The sequence below is a fragment of the Saprospiraceae bacterium genome (assembly GCA_016715965.1).
Classification (GTDB): Bacteria; Bacteroidota; Bacteroidia; order Chitinophagales; family Saprospiraceae; genus Vicinibacter.
The window spans coordinates 3,088,577-3,109,460 of sequence record JADJXG010000001.1 but is presented as its reverse complement, the minus strand read 5'-3'; the positions used below and the strand labels follow the sequence as shown (position 1 = coordinate 3,109,460).

The 20,884-nt window shown below is 38.6% G+C and carries 16 protein-coding genes; 5 read left to right on the top strand and 11 right to left on the bottom strand.

Annotated features, from left to right (window positions below; translation table 11 throughout):
* Positions 1-113: 113 nt before the first annotated feature.
* Both IPM48_11940 and IPM48_11935 read left to right on the top strand, forming a co-directional pair.
* Positions 114-2,213, top strand: a complete 2,100-nt coding sequence (locus IPM48_11940; protein ID MBK9272295.1) for a T9SS type A sorting domain-containing protein — start codon at positions 114-116, stop codon at positions 2,211-2,213.
* 122 nt (positions 2,214-2,335) lie between these two features.
* On the top strand, positions 2,336-2,803 hold the full coding sequence (locus tag IPM48_11935) for a DUF962 domain-containing protein (GenBank protein MBK9272294.1): 468 nt from the start codon (positions 2,336-2,338) through the stop codon (positions 2,801-2,803).
* A gap of 6 nt (positions 2,804-2,809) precedes the next feature.
* Here IPM48_11935 and IPM48_11930 read toward each other — a convergent pair whose 3' ends face one another.
* The 4 genes from IPM48_11930 to IPM48_11915 form a co-directional block, all read right to left on the bottom strand.
* Entirely contained in the window at positions 2,810-4,474 is a 1,665-nt protein-coding gene (locus IPM48_11930; GenBank protein MBK9272293.1) for a glutamine--tRNA ligase/YqeY domain fusion protein, read from the bottom strand.
* 13 nt (positions 4,475-4,487) lie between these two features.
* On the bottom strand, positions 4,488-6,323 hold the full coding sequence (locus IPM48_11925) for an arginine--tRNA ligase (GenBank protein MBK9272292.1): 1,836 nt from the start codon (positions 6,321-6,323) through the stop codon (positions 4,488-4,490).
* Positions 6,324-6,359: 36 nt separating this feature from the next.
* Positions 6,360-8,153, bottom strand: coding sequence for an elongation factor 4 (gene lepA, locus IPM48_11920; GenBank protein ID MBK9272291.1), 1,794 nt, complete (start codon positions 8,151-8,153; stop codon positions 6,360-6,362).
* A 140-nt stretch (positions 8,154-8,293) separates the two neighbouring features.
* Positions 8,294-9,445 carry an aminotransferase class I/II-fold pyridoxal phosphate-dependent enzyme gene (locus IPM48_11915; protein ID MBK9272290.1) on the bottom strand — a complete coding sequence of 384 codons (1,152 nt, stop codon included), beginning with the start codon at positions 9,443-9,445 and terminating at the stop codon, positions 8,294-8,296.
* A gap of 103 nt (positions 9,446-9,548) precedes the next feature.
* Here IPM48_11915 and IPM48_11910 point away from each other — a divergent pair, with 103 nt between their 5' ends.
* From IPM48_11910 to nth, 3 genes are read left to right on the top strand one after another with little or no spacing between them, the layout of a single operon-like run.
* Positions 9,549-10,610: an RluA family pseudouridine synthase gene (locus IPM48_11910; protein ID MBK9272289.1), complete on the top strand. Its 1,062-nt coding sequence runs from the start codon at positions 9,549-9,551 to the stop codon at positions 10,608-10,610.
* 2 nt (positions 10,611-10,612) lie between these two features.
* A complete protein-coding gene (locus IPM48_11905; GenBank protein ID MBK9272288.1) occupies positions 10,613-11,635 on the top strand; it encodes an acyl-CoA reductase in 1,023 nt (340 codons plus the stop codon).
* Between the two features lie 4 nt (positions 11,636-11,639).
* Positions 11,640-12,278, top strand: a complete 639-nt coding sequence (gene nth / locus IPM48_11900) for an endonuclease III (GenBank protein MBK9272287.1) — start codon at positions 11,640-11,642, stop codon at positions 12,276-12,278.
* Positions 12,279-12,280: 2 nt separating this feature from the next.
* On the opposite strand, the gene IPM48_11895 is transcribed toward nth, so the two are convergent.
* The 7 genes from IPM48_11895 to glmM all read right to left on the bottom strand — a co-directional run bounded on the left by IPM48_11895 (position 12,281) and on the right by glmM (position 20,843).
* Complete coding sequence (locus tag IPM48_11895) at positions 12,281-13,579, bottom strand: aspartate kinase (GenBank protein ID MBK9272286.1); 1,299 nt, start codon at positions 13,577-13,579, stop codon at positions 12,281-12,283.
* Positions 13,580-13,775: 196 nt separating this feature from the next.
* A complete protein-coding gene (locus IPM48_11890) occupies positions 13,776-15,128 on the bottom strand; it encodes a vanadium-dependent haloperoxidase (protein ID MBK9272285.1) in 1,353 nt (450 codons plus the stop codon).
* A gap of 102 nt (positions 15,129-15,230) precedes the next feature.
* Positions 15,231-16,643 carry a redoxin domain-containing protein gene (locus IPM48_11885; GenBank protein MBK9272284.1) on the bottom strand — a complete coding sequence of 471 codons (1,413 nt, stop codon included), beginning with the start codon at positions 16,641-16,643 and terminating at the stop codon, positions 15,231-15,233.
* Positions 16,644-16,760: 117 nt separating this feature from the next.
* Entirely contained in the window at positions 16,761-17,690 is a 930-nt protein-coding gene (locus IPM48_11880) for an aspartate carbamoyltransferase catalytic subunit (GenBank protein ID MBK9272283.1), read from the bottom strand.
* Complete coding sequence (gene pyrR / locus IPM48_11875; GenBank protein ID MBK9272282.1) at positions 17,687-18,250, bottom strand: bifunctional pyr operon transcriptional regulator/uracil phosphoribosyltransferase PyrR; 564 nt, start codon at positions 18,248-18,250, stop codon at positions 17,687-17,689. The genes IPM48_11880 and pyrR overlap by 4 nt, the downstream gene beginning before the upstream one ends.
* Before the next feature lie 65 nt (positions 18,251-18,315).
* Positions 18,316-19,461, bottom strand: a complete 1,146-nt coding sequence (locus IPM48_11870) for a cysteine desulfurase (protein MBK9272281.1) — start codon at positions 19,459-19,461, stop codon at positions 18,316-18,318.
* The gene (gene glmM, locus IPM48_11865; GenBank protein MBK9272280.1) at positions 19,458-20,843 is read right to left on the bottom strand and encodes a phosphoglucosamine mutase; all 1,386 of its coding nucleotides are present in this window, start codon (positions 20,841-20,843) and stop codon (positions 19,458-19,460) included. Before glmM ends, IPM48_11870 begins: the two co-directional genes overlap by 4 nt.
* Between the last annotated feature and the right edge of the window lie 41 nt (positions 20,844-20,884).

The window sequence follows — 20,884 nt, the reverse complement described above, 5'->3', positions numbered from 1 at the left end:
ATAAATCCTCAGGACAAAGAATTCTTGTAAAAAATTGAGACCAGTAATTAGAATTTGGTCATTTACTGAGTTAATTTATTATATTTACAGCCAATTAATGAAAAATAGAGGTTGTGAATTCATCTAATCTTAATAATCCAAATAAGAAATCTCTTATTTCTGTTATTGTTCGAATTTTCTTTACCATAATTGGTACAATTTTTATAACCAATAGAGGTTTTTCCCAAGATATTTGGAATAGCACACAAGGCCCATCAGGTTGTATTCCATTTGATATTGCAATTGATAAAAATAAGTGGGCTGTTATTCTTCAAAATGACGGTATCTATCTATCTCTAGACAAAGGATTGTCGTGGCAAAGAAAATCAAAAGGACTAATTATAAATGAGTATTTTAAGGCTACTTTAGATTTTGGGCCAGATGGTACTTTATTTGCTATTCTAAATTCAAAATTATATATTCTAAAACCAAACTTTGATGAATGGGAAGAAGCCAGTTTACCAATAGGAATAGAAAATATTACAATCTCACCCAATGGAACTATCTTTGTTGTAGAAGCCAGTGCACCATTTGGGCTTTATATTTCTAAAGACAATGGCAAAAAATTTAATCATTATTCTTATAATGTGTACATTGAAAAATATATATTTAATGGTGAAAACAATAATTTCATCATTGCTCATACAGATAAATCAAGGTACAATTTATTTAAAATAACTGACGATGGGATAATTTCAAAAGAATTATATAAATTAAATTATTTTGAAAATTATTTGATTTGGCATCCTTCTAAAAAACTGCTTATTCCTTCAGGCTCGAATGGCATTTTAGTTTTTGATGAATTTGGTAACTATGAAATGTCCAATCCTCACATTCCACATCGTATATTTTCAAATCAAAATGGAAATTTATTTATAAGCACTCCTCATGGGGATTATATTTCAGAAAATCTAGGAAAAAATTGGAAGCCAACAGGCAATTCCAATAACAGTCGTTTTAATTCCTTTGCGAAAATACATTTAGACCATGATTTAATGGTTATTGTAAGTAATGATTCCGATGAAGGTTTTATTTCGAGCAAAGATCATGGAAAATCTTGGACATCTCATTTTCAAATGTTTAAAACGCCATACATTAATGAATTGATTACATGTCAAAATAATCCTTACATGTTTTCTATAGTTCGAGGCAACCCAAATCTTCTAAGATACAATATAATTCAAGGTTTGTGGGTCGACATAAAATGTCCAATCACTGCAAATGAAATGTTTATTAATACAAAAGACCAGGTTTTTATCAAAAACAATTCTACTGTATATAAAAGCATTGATTATGGCAATAGTTGGACAAAATTTTCCATAAACGATGATAGTACATTTTTATATCTCTACTCTGATGGCAAGGATTTTTTTATTGCACAAATGGAGTTATATACATATATTAGTAAAAATGGAGGAATTGACTGGATCCTTACGGAAACTCCTTTTGGATTAAATGATATTGTAAATTTTAAATCTCATCGAAATGGAAGTGTATTTGTTTTAACCAGTCATAATAAAATAATTTACATATCTTATGACTTGGGCAAAAATTGGAACTCAATACGATTAAATCAAGGTATTTTAAGTATGGATATTTTAGAGGATGGTTCAATTTACCTACAGTTCCTTTCAAACCAAAATATGAGTGGTGGAATTTATCGCTCGTTGGACTTATTATGCAGCTATGAATTTGTAAGCAACGAACATTACCTAGATTTAATATTAAAGAATCAAGTATTATATAAATCAGATTCTAGAAATGATATTAGATTTAGTCTTGATTCAGGAAAAACATGGAATTCACTTCAATCAGGCCTACCAATCAATAAGTACTTTACAAAATTAGTTAAAGGACCTGATGATCACCTTTATTTATCGGCTTTTCAAGACGCTGTATACAAGACAATCAAACCAATAAATCTCCTAATTAATTCAAATGACATCGAAAATAATCATTCGATAAATTTATACTTATTAGGAGATGAATTGCACATCGCAACCGAACTAAATTTCCATGAAGTAAGTATTTATTCTTTGGTTGGAAGACCTGTTATCGTAATACCAAATTACATTGAAAACATCAATATTACCAATTTGCCCTCTGGTTGCTACGTGCTGGTTTTAAGAAATGAAGAAAATATTCCTTATTCAAAGAAATTTGTAAAATTTTAAATACTGAAAATTATCAAGTCAAAATGTACTCAACATTCGTATTCCACTTATAAATAAATTTCAAATCCAAAATATCGTTTATTGATAAATGATTAACTTTGTCAAACTAAAACCTACCAACCATGCGTGCCATCGATCAACTGCTCATCACTTATGGAGAGAGCCACCAAAATGCATCCAATAAACTCATTCATTGGATTTGTGTGCCTCTGATCATGTTTAGCCTTGTAGGACTTATTCGTCAAATACCCTTCCCTTCAGACATCATCGGCCTCAATTGGGCTGTGGTCTTCTTGCTATTGGCCTTAGGATACTATTTCCGATTGTCCTTTATGATGTTCCTCGGATTTGTGTTGATTAGTCTGGTCATGTTGTTGGGTGTAGAATATCTCCACCATTTGGCTGTGTGGAACAATTGGAGCCCTAGCCTGATCTTCCTTGTCATTTTTGCCATAGCCTGGATTGGACAGTTTTATGGCCATCATATAGAAGGTAAAAGACCTTCCTTCCTCCAAGACCTACAATTCTTATTGATAGGCCCTGCTTGGCTATTACATTTTATTTATAAAAAACTAGGAGTCAGATATTAAATCCAACTAGGTCTTAAGCCATGTTTCTTTAAGCGTCGCGGTTCTATTAAATATCAAATGGTCTTTGGTAGAATCTTTGTCCAAACAAAAATATCCGGTACGCATAAATTGATAACTCTGGTGTATTTCAGCATTTGCCAATGATGGTTCTATCCAAGCTCCTTCAATGACTTCCAATGAATTTGGATGCAGCAATGTTCTAAAATCTTCGTCTGAACCTGCCGGTTCTTTCACATCAAATAGTTTCTCGTACAATCTGATCTCAGCTTTTAAGGCATGTTGGCATTCGATCCAATGAATGGTCGTCTTCACTTTTAAACCGGATTGATCAGAGCCTGATTTACTCTCCGGAAAATAACTACACAAAAGATGTAAAATGCTTCCATCTTCATTCTTAACCACTTCATCACATCGGATAATGTATGCTGCTTTTAACCTGGCCATACCACCGGGACTCAACCTAAAATATTTGGGTGGAGGTATTTCCATAAAATCTTCTTGCTCAATATAAATTTCCTTTCCAAAAGGAATTTCTCTGGTTCCTGCATTGGGATCCTCTGGATTGTTTTCTACAGGCAACCACTCCATCCCTTCCGGATAGTTGCTAATAATGACTTTGAGTGGTCGAAGTACAGCCATGGCCCGGATGGCCACATTGTTGAGTTGTTCTCTCACCGCATTTTCCAACCTCACATATTCTATCAGGTTTTCTCTTTTAGCAACGCCCACTTCTGTGGCAAATTTTCTCAATGCTTCGGGTGGATAACCTCTTCTACGCATACCACTGATGGTTGGCATTCTTGGGTCATCCCATCCACTTACTATTTTTTCATTGACCAATAAGAGCAATTTTCTTTTGCTCATCATCATATACTCCACATTGAGTCTTGCAAACTCAATTTGACGACTTGGAAATATCCCCAATTCCTGAATAAACCACTCATACAGCGGTCTGTGGTTTTCAAATTCCAAGGTGCAAATAGAATGGGTAATTCCTTCGATCGAATCGCTTTGACCATGCGCAAAATCATACATGGGATAAATGCACCAGGTATTTCCGGTCCTGTGATGAGGGGTAAATAATATTCTGTAAAGAATGGGGTCGCGTAAATGCATATTGGGAGAGGCCATGTTAATCTTTGCCCGAAGTACACACTCACCTTCTTTGAATTTTCCATTTTTCATGTCCTCAAATAAAGCAAGGTTTTCTGCTACACTGCGTTTTCGAAAAGGACTTTCAATGCCGGGCGAAGTCGGCACTCCCCGCATCTTACTAATTTCCTCCTGCGTGCTATGATCCACATATGCTTTTCCGGCTTTGATCAGTTGGATGGCGAATTGATAAAATTGAGGAAAATAGTCGGACGCAAAAAATTCCCGATCCTCCCAGTCAAACCCCAACCATCGGATATCTTCCTTGATGGATTCTATATATTCTATTTCTTCCGTTACAGGATTGGTGTCATCAAATCGGAGATTGGCCTTTCCTCCATATTTTTCAGCCAATCCAAAATTCAAGCAGATTGATTTTGCATGACCGATGTGCAGATACCCATTCGGTTCTGGGGGAAATCGCGTGTGAATTCTTCCTCCATGTTTGTTGGAGCGAATGTCTTCTTCAATGATTTCTTCTATAAAATTTAAGTTTGCTTTATGACTTATTTCGTTCATCTTCTTTCTTCATTTACATTCTTTCTGGCATTTCAATTCCGAGACAGGACATTCCGTGGTGAAGGTATTTGGCAAAAATTTGAACCAATAAAATTCTCCAATTTTTTGCCTCTTCGGTTTCAGCGTTTAAAATTCTAATGTCATGGTAATATTTGTGAAAATCTTTGGCCATTTGATAAAGATAATTGGCCAATTGAGATGGATCCAGATTTTGTCCGGCATCCTGTATGGTTTTTGGATAATGAATCAGTAAGTTCAGCAGATCCTTTTCTTCTTGTAAAATGGACGTCGGATTAATTCTTGCATTGCTTTCTGTCTTTCTGAGAATGGACTTAATCCTCACATACGCATTCAAAATATAGGGCCCGGTATTGCCTTGCATGTCAACAGACTCTGCCGGATCAAAAATCATCCGCTTTTTTGGGTGAACCTTAAGCAATTGGTATTTGAGTGCAGAAAGTCCAATCTGAGAAATGATCTCGGTTTTCATTTCGTTGGTCAAACTTTCCAATTCACCTCTTTCCTGTGCCAACACACTGGCTTCATTGATTACTTCAGCAATAAGGTCGTCAGCGTCAACCACGGTGCCTTCGCGGGACTTCATTCTACCGGAAGGGAGTTCGACCATTCCATAATTGAGATGATAAAGTCCATTCGCAAAAGGTACCTTTAGCCGCCGTAATATTTCAAACAATACCTGAAAGTGATAATCTTGCTCATCCGCAACGATGTAAATGTACCTATCGGACTTATGGTTTTTATGCCTCTCCACCGCAGTGCCAAGATCCTGGGTAATGTAAATGGAGGTCCCGTCAGATCTAAGTAGATATTTTTTGTCAAGTCCGACATCGGTCAGATCAACATAAACTGCTCCTCCTTCCTCAGTATGAAAAACTCCATTTTCGAGGCCTTGCTTGATCAGGTCTTTCCCCAAAAGGTAAGTTTCAGATTCGTAATAAGTAAAATCAAAACCTACTCCAAGAAGCTTTTGGGTTTGCTCAAAGCCTGCATAGACCCATTGGTTCATTTGACTCCAAAGCAATTTGGTATCCGGATCTCCACTCTCCCATTTTCTCAACATTTCTGAAGCTTCCTTTCCCAGAGGGCTAAGCTTTGAAAAATATTCATTTTTAAACCGTTTGAAAAATTCAGCCAAAGTCTCATTTTCCTTTTTCAGCTGGTCAAAAGTATGGATTCCTGCTTCTGATTTCTGCCAGGCCTCGAATTCTTCTTTAAATTTTGTTTCAAATAAAACATAATATTCCCCCACAAAATGGTCGGATTTAATCATTTCAGTCTCTGGTGTCTTGCCAGATGCAAATTTCTGCCAGGCCAGCATACTCTTGCAGATGGCAATGCCCCGATCGTTGATTACCTGAGTGGTACTTACATCATGCCCCAAAGATTTTTGAATCAGATACACAGACCAACCCAGGAGAATATTGCGCACATGGCCCAAATGAAGGGGTTTATTGGTGTTTGGAGAGCAATATTCGATCAAATATTTGAACCGATCTTTAACAAGAATCTGTTGTTCGACCGTATTTGTGTAAAGCTGTTCAGATATACGAATCCAGATGTCATCAGGTAGACTGAAATTGAGAAAACCTTTGATCACTTCAAAGGATGAAATGGAATTCTGTGCAAGCATGATTTCGCCAATCTCGCGACCCAAAGTTTCCGGGTTTTTGCCCCATTTTTTGGAAAGCCCAAAAAGCACCAATGTAAAATCTTTTCCAAATTCTCTTTTACAGGGAGTGATCACAATGTCCCCTGCAAATGCAGGAGATCCATTCAAGGTTTGAATGGCATTGTTCACAGCATCGTGTAACTCAGTAAAGATATCCATGGTCGTCATCGAATTAAATACATTGGTGACAAAAGTCTAGTCGTCAAGTTTAAGCACATCCAGAAAGGCTTTCTGCGGTACTTCTACAGAACCAATTTGCCGCATTTTCTTTTTTCCTTCCTTTTGTTTTTCCAGCAACTTTCTCTTTCTTGAAATATCGCCACCATAACATTTTGCTGTTACGTCCTTGCGAAGTGCCGATATCGTCTCTCTGGCGATGATCTTGGCACCAATGGCTGCTTGAATTGCGATCACAAACTGATGCTGCGGAAGTATTTCCTTGAGTTTTTTACACATCTTACGTCCAACCGACTCTGCTTTTGAGCGGTGTACCAATGCAGAAAGGGCATCAACATTATCGCCATTGAGTTTGATGTCCATTTTGATTAAATCAGACTTGCGGTAATCCAATGGATAGTAATCAAACGAAGCATACCCTTTGGTCGAAGATTTTAACCGATCATAAAAGTCAAATACGATTTCAGCCAAAGGCATGTCAAAAGTTAATTCGACTCTTTCAGGCGTGAGGTAATGTTGCTTTTCGAGGTTGCCTCTTTTCTCCATGCAAAGCTTGATGATCGTTCCTATGAAATCAGGTTTGGTAATGATCTTGGACCGAATATAGGGTTCTTCAACGTATTCCAGATAGTTGGGTTCTGGTAAATCGTTGGGAGTATTAATTTTTAAAATCTCTCCTTTTGTGGTCTTGGCAATATATGAGACATTGGGAACCGTTGTAATCACTTCCTGATTGAATTCACGGCTGAGTCTCTCCTGAATTATCTCCAAGTGTAACATTCCAAGGAAACCACATCTGAAACCAAATCCAAGTGCCACAGAAGATTCTGGCTCGTAAACCAGAGATGAATCATTGAGCTGCAATTTCTCCAAACTATCTCTGAGATCTTCAAAATGCTCGTTCTCAATGGGAAAAATACCAGCAAAGACCATTGGTTTTACTTCTTCAAAACCTTGTATGGCTTGTTCACAGGGATTATTGGCTAAGGTCAGGGTATCACCCACCTTGATTTCCTTGGCCTCTTTAATTCCTGTAATTACATACCCTACATCACCGCAATTGACCTGTGGCATTGCCACTAGATTCATTTGCAGATAGCCTACTTCTTCAGCAATGTAATCTTTTCCGGTATTGAAAAAGCGCACTTTATCTCCTTTGCGAATTACACCATTGAGCACCCGGAAATAAACAATGATTCCTCTAAATGAATTGAAAACCGAATCAAAAACCAGGGCTTGTAAGGGAGCTTCCGGATTTCCTTTGGGTGGTGGAATTCGCTCGACAATCGCTTTCATGATTGCTTCTACTCCGATTCCTGTTTTGCCGCTTGCCAAAATGATTTCTTCTTTTGGACAACCCAACAGATCGATGATCTGATCGGAGACCTCATCAATCATTGCATTGTCCATGTCAATCTTATTGAGAATGGGAATAATCTCCAAATCGTGCTCCAAAGCAAGATAAAGATTAGAAATGGTCTGAGCTTGTATACCTTGAGTGGCATCAATGAGCAACAATGCACCTTCACAAGCCGCGATTGAACGGCTCACCTCGTACGAAAAATCAACGTGACCCGGTGTATCAATCAGATTGAACACATACAACTGTCCGTCATCATGCAGATATTTTAACTGGATGGCATGTGCTTTGATGGTGATCCCTCTTTCGCGTTCAAGGTCCATATCATCCAAAGCCTGAGATTGCATGTCTCTGGCAGAAATGGTTTTCGTAAACTCTAAAAGTCTATCGGATAAAGTACTTTTGCCATGATCAATATGGGCAATGACACAAAAATTGCGGATTAATTTCATCGAATCTTTTAAAATCGGTAATGAACCGCAAAAGTACCTAAGTATAAGGGTTTTCTGTAACTTTATCGTTAAAATATATCAAATGCTTTAATTCAATTCAATTACTGATTTTTCCCAAAGTCTAGATTCAAATGATACTTTCAAACTGCCCGCAGGGCCGAATCCCATGCATCGAGCTGATCTTCAACATCTTCTAAGCCTATCGAAAGCCTGATCAAACCTTCGGTAATTCCAAATTTTTTCTTCTGATCTTCAGGCATTCTCAAATGGGACATACTGGCAGGGTGCATGATCATAGTCTCTGCCTCACCCAATGATGGCGCTATTCTTCCAATACCCAGACCGGACAACATACTTTCGATTTCACCAAGGTTTAGATCAAGTTCAAAACTCAACATGGCACCAAAAGCATTCATTTGTTTTTGCGCAATCCGATGGTGAGGATGGGTAGGAAGACCAGGATAATTCACTTTTTTGACTTTTGGATGCTCTTGAAAATATTTTGCCAGTTGATTGGCATTGAAAGACTGCTGCTTAATCCGCAAACCCAGTGTTTTAACTCCAATCTGAATCAGCATGGCTTCAAATGGGCTCAAAATTGATCCGTTCAGCTTTAGTACCGTCCAGATTTTTTCCATAATTAACTCTTTGCTTTTGCCAACAACGACCCCTCCCGTAGAATAACCGTGGCCGTGTATAAATTTGGTGGTAGAATGGATGACCAAATCTGCACCCAGCGCCAAAGGTCTAGTGATATATGGTGTATTAAATGTATTGTCCACCACCACCATCACCCCTGCTTTTGTTGCTACTTGACAAACCATTTCCAAATCCACACAATTTAACATTGGATTGGTAGGAGTCTCTAGATAAATGAGTCTAATGGGAAATTTATTGAGAAGCTTGGTTAAATCCATTTCCTCCGCAAAATCTGAAGTCAGCAAATCCACCCCAAATGGTTTAAACAGTTTAAAAAACAACTCGGTGGTCCCTCCATACAAATCTTCCTGGGTTAAAATGACATCTCCCGGTCTGCACAAAGCCTGAACCACCAAATGGATGGCTGCCATTCCAGAACCCGTCATAACAGCATAAGTTTGACCGTCCACACCCATGCCTTCCAAATTGGCAATTGATTCCGCCACAGCTTCTACCGTTGGGTTTCCATATCGACTGTAAACATGGGTGCCCGGTTGGCTCAAAAAGGCGTTTGTCCCCTCTGTCAATTGGTCAAATTCAAAGGCAGCCGTGGCGTAAACAGGTGTTTGGTGGGGATGTATTTGTTGACTCAACTTTCCTGATTGGGCACATAAAGTTGAGAACTGTTTCTTTGATTTGATGTTCATCTTTTTTCAACAAAGTTAAACTGGGATGCTAATTGACGAAGAAATAATCATGCCCTGGGAATCGGAGCAGGAAGATGAACAAGAAACAAGGGAAATCCACCTTCGGGTCGATCCTGGTCAATCCAGTATCCGCGTTGACAGTTTTATTCAGGATAAATTGGGTAAGGTGTCTCGAAGTAAAATCCAAAATGCCATTGAAAATGGATTGGTATCCATCAATGGACATTTGATTAAGTCCAATTATAAAGTACGGCCCAATGATCTGATTGATATTGTACTACCTGCTCAGGTCGATCACAGCAAAGTTATCCCGGAGAATATTCCGTTGGATATTCTGTATGAAGATGAAGATGTATTATTGGTCAATAAAGCTCCCGGAATGGTCGTCCATCCCGCGCACGGCAATTACACAGGAACCCTCGTAAATGCCATCGCAGGATATTTTAATTTGGATCCTGAAGATCCAAAAACAAGTCGCTATGGATTGGTCCACCGCATTGACAAAGAGACTTCCGGCATTTTGATATTGGCCAAAAATGAATTTTCCCACGTTCATTTGGCCAAACAGTTTTTTGACCACACCATTGACAGAGAATATTTGGCTTTGGTTTGGGGAGAACCTAAAGAAAAGGAGGGAACCATCGAAGCCAATCTGGGTAGAGATCCGAAAAACAGACAAAAGATGTATGCATTTGCAGATGGTTCATTTGGCAAGCATGCAGTCACGCATTATCAAATCGTCGAAACTTTCTACTACACCAGCTTAATCAGGTGTAAACTGGAAACTGGACGCACTCATCAGATCAGGATACATTTAAAATTATTGGGGCATCCATTGTTTAATGATGAAAAATATGGAGGAGAAAAAATCCACAAGGGGACACTATTTAGTAAATACAAACAATTCATTCAAAACTGTTATAAACTAATGCCTAGATTTCCTCTTCACGCAAAAAGTCTGGCATTCACCCATCCTGTCACAGGAGAAAGAATGAAATTTGAGGTCCCTTTACCTGAAGACTTCCAAGAATTATTGGAAAAATGGCGAAAATATCTTAACCACCGCAAGGATGGCTTGGAAGATGATGATTCTATATCAGAAGTAATTTAACCATGGGAAATGTAATGTTAGATTGGTTGGATCTATTTCAACAGCTCGGAATAGAAGTGTTAAAAGATATCCCATCTCGTCAGGAAGCATTTGACAAGGCAAGACTTGAAAATCCCTGGTTTGAATCAAGAGAAATTGAAAGAATGATTGGCACCATTGCTTCTCAATATTTACAAAAAAATGAATTGGAAAAATGGCTTTCACAGTATCCGGTTTCTCCACAGCCAAAAAAAGTAGGATTAATAGCAGCTGCAAATATTCCTTTGGTGGGATTTCATGATTTGTTGTGCATCTTGATATCGGGTCATCAAGCCATTGTAAAATGCTCTGAAAGAGACAAGCAACTCTATGTTTGGCTTCAAGATATATTGATCCGTCTAGAACCCAAAGCTGCGGAGATGTTCATACTAGTTGACAAATTGAGTGACTATGATATGATCATTGCCACTGGTAGTGATCAATCTGCCACTTTGTTTAAGGAATATTTTTCCAAAGTACCACATCTGATTCGTTCGCATCGAAATTCTGTAGCATGGTTGCATGGAGATGAATCAGATGAAGAAATTCTATTGCTTGGCGAAGATGTTTTTTCTTATTTTGGATTGGGTTGCAGAAATGTGAGCAAAATCTACATTCCTCAGGATATTGACATCGATAAAATTCTTGGATTGTGGGACAAGCATTATAGCTATTTGAAAAATAATACACGCTATCAAAATAATTACGAATACCGTCTTGCGATCTGCCTCCTCAATCCAATTCAATTTTTTCAATCAGAGACTTTGTTACTGATCCAAAACAATGAAATCAATTCTCCGCTGGCAACCTTGCATTTTGAGAATTATACTTCAGAAGAGGATCTTCGAGAAAAAATTGTAACGCATAAAAATCGAATTCAAAGCGTGGTCGGGCCGAAAGATTTAAGAAATATTGAGAATGTGCGATTTGGCAATTCTCAAAAACCGGGTTTAAGCGAATATGCAGATGGCATAGATACCATGGAGTTTCTAAATATGAAACAATAGTCCAATGTCGCTTTCAAAAAAACAAAAGGCAATAGAAATTCAAAAAATATTGGAAGCTTTGTTTCCTGATGTACCTGTCCCTTTACAGCACAAGGATCCCTTTACCTTGTTGGTAGCGGTTTTGTTGTCCGCTCAATGTACAGATGAACGCGTCAATAAGATCACACCCCAGTTGTTTGCCTTGGCAGACAATCCATCCGACATGTCAAAACTTTCCCTGGAAACCATAAAGGAAATGATAAGGCCCTGTGGACTTTCGGAAAACAAATCAAAAGCCATAAAGTCTCTTTCTGAAATTTTACACAACAAATACCATGATCAGGTCCCTGACCAATTGGAATTATTGGAAGAGCTTCCGGGCGTTGGACATAAAACCGCTTCAGTTGTAATGGCTCAAGCTTTTGGAGTGCCTTCATTTCCTGTGGATACCCATATTCATCGGCTGGCCTGGCGATGGGGTTTGAGTTCCGGCAAAAATGTGACGCAAACGGAAACAGACCTTAAGAAGCTTTTTCCGAAGGATAATTGGAACAAGCTCCACCTTCAAATCATCTATTTCGGTCGAAAGTTCTGTCCTGCACGAGGGCATCAGAAAGCACTGTGCCCTATTTGTTCAATGTATGGTAAAAAGGAATTGGAGTAATTTTATTCAACCATCTTCTTATGTACGATTGGGGGAGATTTTTTAACCACCCTCTGAACAGTGTTTCGAATTTTTTCTTCCAAAAGAATCAGCTTTTCCTTGAAGAGTTCCGGAAGCATGTATTCATTGTAGTGTCTGACCGTATACAACTCCAGATCTGGATCAACAACGATCCTAAATTCATCCTTCAACTCGTCAAACAATTGTTTTAATCTGGATTCGTCGTTTTGTGTACAAATGGTAAAGGATATAGCCGTACTTCGCATCATATTGACTCTAATCCTGAAACGGTCAAATAAAATAAACAAACGCGCCAGATGGTATTCCGCAATAAAAGACAGGTCCCTGGATGAAAAATGAACCAATGCTTGATTGGGTTCTAAAACCACAATGGGAGGGTATTCAGGATCTGGATCACCCGACACGTAAGTTCCTGGCAGTTCAGGGTGAATAAATGACTTAACATATAGCGGGATTTGTGCATTTTCCAAAGGTTGAATCGTCTTTGGGTGAATGACCTTCGCTCCGTAGTATGTCATCTCTATGGCTTCTGTATAAGAAAGCCGATCGAGTTTGCTCACATGATCGAAAATTCTTGGGTCTCCCGTTAACACACCCGGTACGTCTTTCCAAATGGTCATGTCTTGTACATCAAGGGCAGAAGAAATAATGGCTGCCGTATAATCAGATCCCTCACGTCCTAAGGTAACTGTATTATTTTCTGAGGTGCTACCTATGAAACCCTGAGTCACCACCATTTTACCAGATTGCAGCAATGGCAACAATCGATGCGAAATTTGTGAATTGGTCATTTCCCATTGGATCCTGCCTTCCCTCCAGGTTTCATCGGTTCGGATAATTTCTCTGGCATCCACCCATTGAGCATTTGATCCGGATTCAATCAGCCAATGGTACAATATTCTGGATGAAACCAATTCACCCACCGAAACAATTTGGTCATACATATAATCATAGTGCATCTTCCGGTCCTCATCCAATAACCATTCCGCTTCGACAAAATGCTCATTGATATCGTCCATTAAAACATCCGGAAATTTACCAAATAACTGTTCTATATAACTTTCATGTTGTTTGCGGATGATTCTCAATAAATCAAAGGCTTTCGATTTATCCGTCAATTTAGCATTGACCACTTCTTCCAGGGCATTGGTTGTTTTTCCTATGGCAGATATGACCACCACAAGCGGTGAGGATGCACCATATTGCAAAATAATATTTCGAATGTTCTTAAGCCCTTCCGGATCTTTGGCAGAAGCACCGCCAAATTTGAAAACTTTCATTGTAAAATCAATTGATTAGGTTAAAGCATCGAAGTATGATCTAAGAATTTAATCCAGAATTGGCCTTATAATTCAGGTTTAAATTTCTTTTCATCGAATTGCAAAATTAATTGAATTTTACAAGCCCTTTAATATAAAAATCCTCCTGAAACGAATGCCTCAGGAGGATGAATCAGGTTAATTTTGACAATTACAACTACTTCTTATGAAAATCTATCCTCAAAATATTCTGAGCAATATCATAACCCATTTCAAGTCCAGCCTCTATGCTGCTCCGGTAATGCACTCCCAAATGCATGTCTATAAAAGCTGCTTCTCTGGCAAATTCTCTGAATGAGGTAAACTCTCTTGACTTTGCCCTTAAATCATTTCTCTCTGATTGGGTATGATCCATAAATGGAAATCTGTAACCAAAATAAGCGGACAAAATTTCAGCCCCAATACTGTATACAATGGCCTCTTCTGAAACAAAATCCGGTGTGGGTTCTGAACCCATTTGTGGGACATAAAACCGATCAATTTCCTGCTTGATATAACTTGACACCCTGCACAAATGATGTGTATATTTTTGTTTCCATGCGGCTACAAGTCCGTCATGAATCCCAAAAGACAAGGAACACAACATTCGAATGGTGGAGCTTAGATCAAGTTGCTGTTCTTTACTAATTTGCAATGCCAGTCTGAATACATGTGAAACGGGAACTGCATTGGCATGCATTTCTTTGTTAAAGTAATTGAAATCCTCTTTTTGCTCAGGTACAATTGCCTTGCTCAGGTTATATACTTCGAGGGCTTCAGAATAGATAATAGAATTGGGAGAATCGGCATACTTTAAAACCTTCGGTGGTTGCACCCCTAAAACATTGACATTCAATACCGCTTGAGTCTCACCCCAATGTGGCAAAAGCGGGTTAGGTCTATAATCTGGAGAGGTAGGAATCCACTTACCAGGTCCAGTTGGATAAACATATCCCCGCGGATAATTATCCAAAAATGAATAGCCCTTTCCATCGGTCAGGCTAAAATCCCAGATGGCTTTGGCGATAGATTTGCCTAAGCTTTCAGATCGAAGTAAAACATCTTGATCTAAATTGGCGGAAAATTCTAGTCTGTGTTTGTTTTGCAATCCTAAAATTTGTTGTACCCAATAATCTCCTGCTGACTCGAAAAACCTTTTATTGAGTTGAGACATCACCTCATTGGCCACTAAGCCCCAGTGATATACAAGGGCCGGATCTGCCTGAGGCAAAACAACTTTAAACCCATCCAAATTGACTTGAAGGGATTGAATTCCTGGCACTGCTGGGACCAGAGATTCATAAAGAGCAAACGTGAGATATCTGAAGGAGCGGGCTATAATGGGTTCAGAATACCCATTGCACTGCTGACTTAGAGTAACGCTTAAGTCAAGCCACTCTCTGACCAGGCGATTATCCGCCAAATCAAGAGCTGGTGAGTTCGGTGTCGGCACATCTTTATTGCAAGCTGCGAAGAAAAGCAAGCCGACGAAGGCCAATGGCCTCCAGGAGTAGGTCTTAAAATACTTCATTGGTTGTGTATTTACTAAAAACAAAAAAATCAGGCACAAATATATTACAATTTTTTATAATATATAACAGTACCGAAAATTTTTTTTTGCAGCCCCAACCAGTTAGTCTTCGTTTTTATCCATAGCCATGAGCTTTTCCATCACTTCTGGGAGTTGCTCAGCGGATATTTTTTTTGTTAGAATTTTTTTGTTTTTGTCTAAAATATAAACCACAGGTGTGGTCTTTACATCGTACGTAAGCCGGAATTTCGATCGGTGAAATGGGTCAGAAGTATTTACAAGTGACTCCATATGAAGACTTTGTACGCCTTCCCAGCAAGTTTTTTCGTCTTCACCTACTTTTGAACACAGCGCTAAAACTTCCACACCTTTGTCTTTGTAATTTTCATAAAACTTAATCAGATGTGGCATTGAACTCTTACAATGACCGCAGTCCGGAGCCCAAATATATAAAATCGTATACTCAGATTGTATTTTATGCAAGCGCACTGGGGTTCCATCTTGCTTGTAAACTGTAATATCCGGTGCAATCTGATCCAGTAACAAAGGCTTGAGGGTCTTGGCATCCGACATCATTTTTGCCAAAAGCTCCTCATCCAACCAATAAGCCATGCCTTTTGAATAATAATTGTCCACTAGATGGACATAAACAGCATCCATTCCAACGTATTTCGAATTGGCATAATGGGTTAGCCAGGTAGAAAGTATGTATTTAAAGGCATAAGATTTAGCAGGGGCTTTGCCAAGTATGACATCCAAAGCTTTATTGATGCTATCCGGTATTTGTGAAGTTAATTTGTTCAGATATCGGTCTATTTTACCATGAAACAGGGGTAACCTAACGATTCGATCATCAGATAGATCGATCAGATCAAAATAATGGGATCGGTAGTAGTAAAATGATTTTTCCTTAATTTCCTCCTCATTTCCTTCAAAATCCGGAACTTCAGGTTCTGTTCCCAATTTAAGCAACAGGCTGAGCAAACTCAACTGTGGTTTTTCAAAAATGGCCTTTTGTCTTGCCTTAACCTCTTGATCCACAGCATTTAGTTGTATTGTCAAGTTTGTTTTTGAATTTTCGTCTCCGGCCACTTTGTAGAGCGCATTGAGAGAATCTCCTTTCTGTCTTTGAATATCCAGGAAATCAAGATAATCATAAAACTCCTGATTTAGTTTTGAATTTTTAAACTTAATGTTCCCGGATAAATCATTGGTATCGGTCTCACAGGAAAATTTTTGATTGTCCTTATCAATAAGTATTTGTATAAAATCATTATTGGGTTTCAGCACCAACAGATACATCCCACCTTCTAACAGCGTATCGTCCTTAAAAGTAAAAACATCGGATTTTCTAATTGCGGTATCCTTTAGATAGGTCTTGTCCCCAAAATGGTAACCGAGCAAAAGGGTATCATTTTGATAGGCTTTGATTTTAACCTTGATCTCATATCCCTGAGCATCTAAACTCAAGATACAGATAGACAATAAACTGACGTGCAATAATTTGCGTAACATCATGGGATCTTTTGAAATTTGGAAAACCGGACTATGTTGGAAATACAACGTATCACCAAACTGCATAATGTTTTAAAAATGCAAAATGTTTGGAAATTGTGCTTTATTATACAATTTTTAAACTTTATTTGCCAATAAATACAAAACGGCCATTCTGATTGCAACTCCATTTTCCACCTGCTCTAATATGATGGATTGTTGGCTGTCAGCTGCCAGACTTGTTAATTCAACTCCCCGGTTAATTGGGCCGGGATGCATCAAAATGATCTTATTTTTCATCGATTGCAACAATTCCAAATCGATACCAAAAAAACGATGATATTCTCTAGCAGATGGAAAATACTGCAGTTCCATACGCTCGGTTTGAATTCGGAGAACATTGGCCACGTCACACCAAGCCAATGTACTTTTAAGATCGTAATCGACGTCTATATCTAAGTCCTTGATATATTTAGGAATTAAGGTAGGAGGTCCGCAAACTTTAATTTTTGCGCCAAGTTTGGTCAAACAGAAAATATTGGACAATGCTACTCTTGAGTGCAACACATCACCTATAATGGCAATTTTAGCACCTTTTAAATACCCAAGTGACTTTTGAATCGAAAAGGCATCCAATAAAGCCTGTGTTGGGTGCTCGTGGGTTCCATCTCCTGCATTGATGACTTGAGCTTTGACTTTCGATGCAATAAATCGGGCTGCCCCAACCGAAGAATGTCTTACGACAATCATGTCCACTTTCATGGCTAGGATATTCTGGACGGTGTCCAACAAAGTTTCTCCTTTACTAACGGAGGATCCGGAAGAACTAAAATTAATGATATCTGCGGATAATCTTTTTTCTGCCAGCTCAAAAGACAATTTAGTTCTTGTGGAATTTTCAAAAAACAAGTTGGCAATGGTGATGTCTCTCAGTGAAGGTACCTTTTTAATGGGTCTGTTTATGACTTCTTTAAACTGATCCGCTGTTTTCAAAATCAGCTGGATATCCTGAAGATTAAGATCTTTTATTCCAAGCAAGTGGTTTGTACTCAATGCTTGTTCCTTCATTTCTCAACTTTTTGATCCGCGTCAAAAAATAAAACCCGGTCTTCGTGACCCTCCTCTTCCAATTCCACCTTTACATAAGCTTGATCCAAAGAATCTACTTTAAGTCCAACGTATTGACCCTGGATAGGCAAACAGCGATTAAATCGGCGGTCAATAAGTACCATCAATTCCACAGACCTGGATCTGCCATAATGTGTAAGTGCTTGGAGTGCAGCCTGGATGGTTCTTCCTGAATAAAGGACATCATCCACCAAAATAACATCCAAATCATCTACCAAAAACTCCATGGAATTATCATGTGGAACCAATATTTTATTTCCCTGCCTAAAATCGTCTCTGAAAAATGTGATATCGAGTTTTCCAAAAGGAATCGTAGTTTTTACGCCAATTTCCTTTAATCTGCTGATAATTCTTTCAGCAAGGATGGCACCTTTCTTTTGAATCCCAACGATACAGCTCTGCCCAAAATCTCCATGATGCTCAATCAATTGGTAGCATAAGCGATCTATGATTATTTGAAGTTGACGCTTTTTAATTAGAATTTTGGGTTTTTTACTCAATTGAACTGGATTTCAAATACAAAGGTATAAAAAAGGCCATAGGATGTTTGAATTATTAGGATTGGTCATTTTGATTTATCCATAGTTTCTTTGACTATTGAAAGCAATTGATTCATTTCTTCGGCTGTGTTCAAATGAGACAAAGAAAAGCGAATGTTTTTACCCATCTGTCCTGGTCTCAAGTAACTCAATACATGAGATGCTTTCTCAGATCCGGAAGAACACGCTGCGCCACCACTGGAAGAGACTCCTGCCAAATCTAAATTCATCAGCAAGTACTCTGAATGAATTCCCAAATCAAAATAGGTACTTAATATTTTTGGATGAAAATCTTCAGCCGGTGAATTAAATTCCAGCTTATCAGAAAGTGAAGCCAAACCGGTACGCAACACCTTATGAAGTTGCATTACCTTCTCATGGCGAATGTCATAGTCGCGCGTGGCTTCTTCCAAAGCAATTTTCATTCCGGCGATTCCCATAATGTTCTCTGTACTAGCTCTTAAATTCCTTTCTTGTCCTCCACCAAAGATAAAAGGTTTCAGTTTTTCAGGGTGTCTTGCGTACAAAAACCCCACCCCTTTTGGCCCATTAAATTTATGACCTGATCCTGTTGCAAAATCCACATGAAGTTGATCTAAATTCAATTTAACAGTACCAATGCTCTGTACGGTATCCGCCAACACCAAAGCACCTGATTCCTTGGCCATCAAAGCCAGTTTTTCGATTGGATTGATTGCACCGGTTTCATTGTGGGTATGAATAAGGCACACCAAAGACTTATCAGAAATATTTTTCAGTTTAGATACATAGTCTTCTTCATTAATTCTTCCAAATCGGTCCGTGGCAATTATGGTATGTGGAATTTTGAAGTAATTTGTATAATAACGAATGCTGTTTAGTACGGATGGATGATCAATCGGACTGGAATAAATATGCTCAACTTTCTGGTCCATCACGCAACTCCGGACAACCGTATTTATGGCTTCTGTGCCTCCGCTTGTAAAATACAGCTGGCCCGAAGAAATTCCCAATAATTGTGCAATCTGCTTTCTGGATTCTTCTATATAGCTTCTTGATTTGCTGCCATCATAATGAATCGATGAAGGGTTGGCATAAAAATCCTTTCCTATCCTGATCATTTCTTCCAAAGCGCCTGAACTAAGTGGTGTAGTAGCTGCGTGATCAAGGTAAATTCTTTGATCTAAAGTCATGGTTTAAAGTTTTGAATGTCTATTTGAATTTGCTTAACGAGCATCTTTGCATTGGCCGCACTGTTTGCCTCTGCGTATATCCTGATAATGGGCTCAGTGTTTGATTTTCTCAAATGTGCCCAAGAATTTTCAAAATCTATTTTTAAGCCATCCTCAGTGTTTATTTTCTCATCTGAATATTTATTCGTTAAATATTGAATCAATTCATCATAGTTCACTTCCGGATTTAGGGTAAGCTTGTCTTTATCCATAAAATAATTTGAGAAATTCTTTTTTAACTCGGATAAGCTTATATTTTTTGAGGCCAGGTTTCCCAAAACCAGGGCAATTCCAACAAGAGCATCTCGTCCATAATGCAATTCCGGCAATATTACTCCGCCATTTCCTTCTCCTCCAATGACTGCATTATGCTGTTTCATTTTTTCTACTACATGCACTTCTCCTACTGCGGAATATTGGCAAATTTGGTTTTTACTCCTGGCAAGATCCCCTAAAGCCCTAGATGATGACAAGTTGGTCACAACGGGACCAGGTTTTATCCCAAGCACAAAATCTGCCGCCGCCACCAATGTATATTCTTCTCCAAAATATTCTCCATTCTCATCGACAAATGCCAAGCGATCCACATCCGGATCTACTGCAATACCAAGGTCTGCATGATGGACTTTGCAAGCTTCCATTAAATCATTCAAATGAATTTCAAGGGGTTCAGGGTTGTGGGCAAAATCACCGTTTGGCAAAGCATTGAGCAAAGTATATTGACATTCTAGTGCATCCAATAAAACTGGAAGAGCGATTGAACCCGTTGAATTAATACAATCAACGACCACATTAAACCTTCTCCTCCTAATCCTTTCCACCGGTAAATAAGGCAATGATAAAATTGCACGCACATGATCATTTACTGCCTGATCGTTTTCAAGGATTCTACCCAAATTATCCACTGGGACAAACTGATGAAAAATGCACCGATCCTTGACAAGTTCATTTATTTTCAAACCCTCTGCCGCTGAAATAAACTCTCCCTTTTCGTTCAATAGCTTTAATGCATTCCATTCTTTGGGATTGTGACTGGCCGTCAACATCATAGCACCATTCAAATGATTTGTGGCTACAAACATCTCAATGGTAGGTGTAGTCGTCAAGCCAAGATTAATAACATCAATACCAATGGAAGAAAGAGTAGATTCGACCATACCAGACAGCATCCTGCCACTCATTCTGGAATCACGACCTAGGGCGATGACTGGTTTTTGAAACTTGGATCTCAACAAATACCCAAAAGCCAGCGTGTAAGCCATGATGTCAGGCGGAGTGAGATTCTCACTCGGCAAGCCTCCAATGGTGCCTCTAATGCCTGAAACAGATGAAATAAGAGTCATGGCTTACAATGAGCAGCAAAAGTATTAATTTCGCCGCTTCT

Excerpts from the sequence above, each read along its gene's own strand:
- IPM48_11935 (MBK9272294.1), top strand. The coding sequence starts at position 2,336 with ATGCGTGCCATCGATCAACTGCTCATCACTTATGGAGAGAGCCACCAA.
- IPM48_11930 (MBK9272293.1), bottom strand. The coding sequence starts at position 4,474 with ATGAACGAAATAAGTCATAAAGCAAACTTAAATTTTATAGAAGAAATC.
- IPM48_11925 (MBK9272292.1), bottom strand. The coding sequence starts at position 6,323 with ATGGATATCTTTACTGAGTTACACGATGCTGTGAACAATGCCATTCAA.
- lepA (MBK9272291.1), bottom strand. The coding sequence starts at position 8,153 with ATGAAATTAATCCGCAATTTTTGTGTCATTGCCCATATTGATCATGGC.
- IPM48_11910 (MBK9272289.1), top strand. The coding sequence starts at position 9,549 with ATGCCCTGGGAATCGGAGCAGGAAGATGAACAAGAAACAAGGGAAATC.
- IPM48_11905 (MBK9272288.1), top strand. The coding sequence starts at position 10,613 with ATGGGAAATGTAATGTTAGATTGGTTGGATCTATTTCAACAGCTCGGA.
- nth (MBK9272287.1), top strand. The coding sequence starts at position 11,640 with ATGTCGCTTTCAAAAAAACAAAAGGCAATAGAAATTCAAAAAATATTG.
- IPM48_11895 (MBK9272286.1), bottom strand. The coding sequence starts at position 13,579 with ATGAAAGTTTTCAAATTTGGCGGTGCTTCTGCCAAAGATCCGGAAGGG.
- IPM48_11890 (MBK9272285.1), bottom strand. The coding sequence starts at position 15,128 with ATGAAGTATTTTAAGACCTACTCCTGGAGGCCATTGGCCTTCGTCGGC.
- IPM48_11885 (MBK9272284.1), bottom strand. The coding sequence starts at position 16,643 with ATGTTACGCAAATTATTGCACGTCAGTTTATTGTCTATCTGTATCTTG.
- IPM48_11880 (MBK9272283.1), bottom strand. The coding sequence starts at position 17,690 with ATGAAGGAACAAGCATTGAGTACAAACCACTTGCTTGGAATAAAAGAT.
- IPM48_11870 (MBK9272281.1), bottom strand. The coding sequence starts at position 19,461 with ATGACTTTAGATCAAAGAATTTACCTTGATCACGCAGCTACTACACCA.
- glmM (MBK9272280.1), bottom strand. The coding sequence starts at position 20,843 with ATGACTCTTATTTCATCTGTTTCAGGCATTAGAGGCACCATTGGAGGC.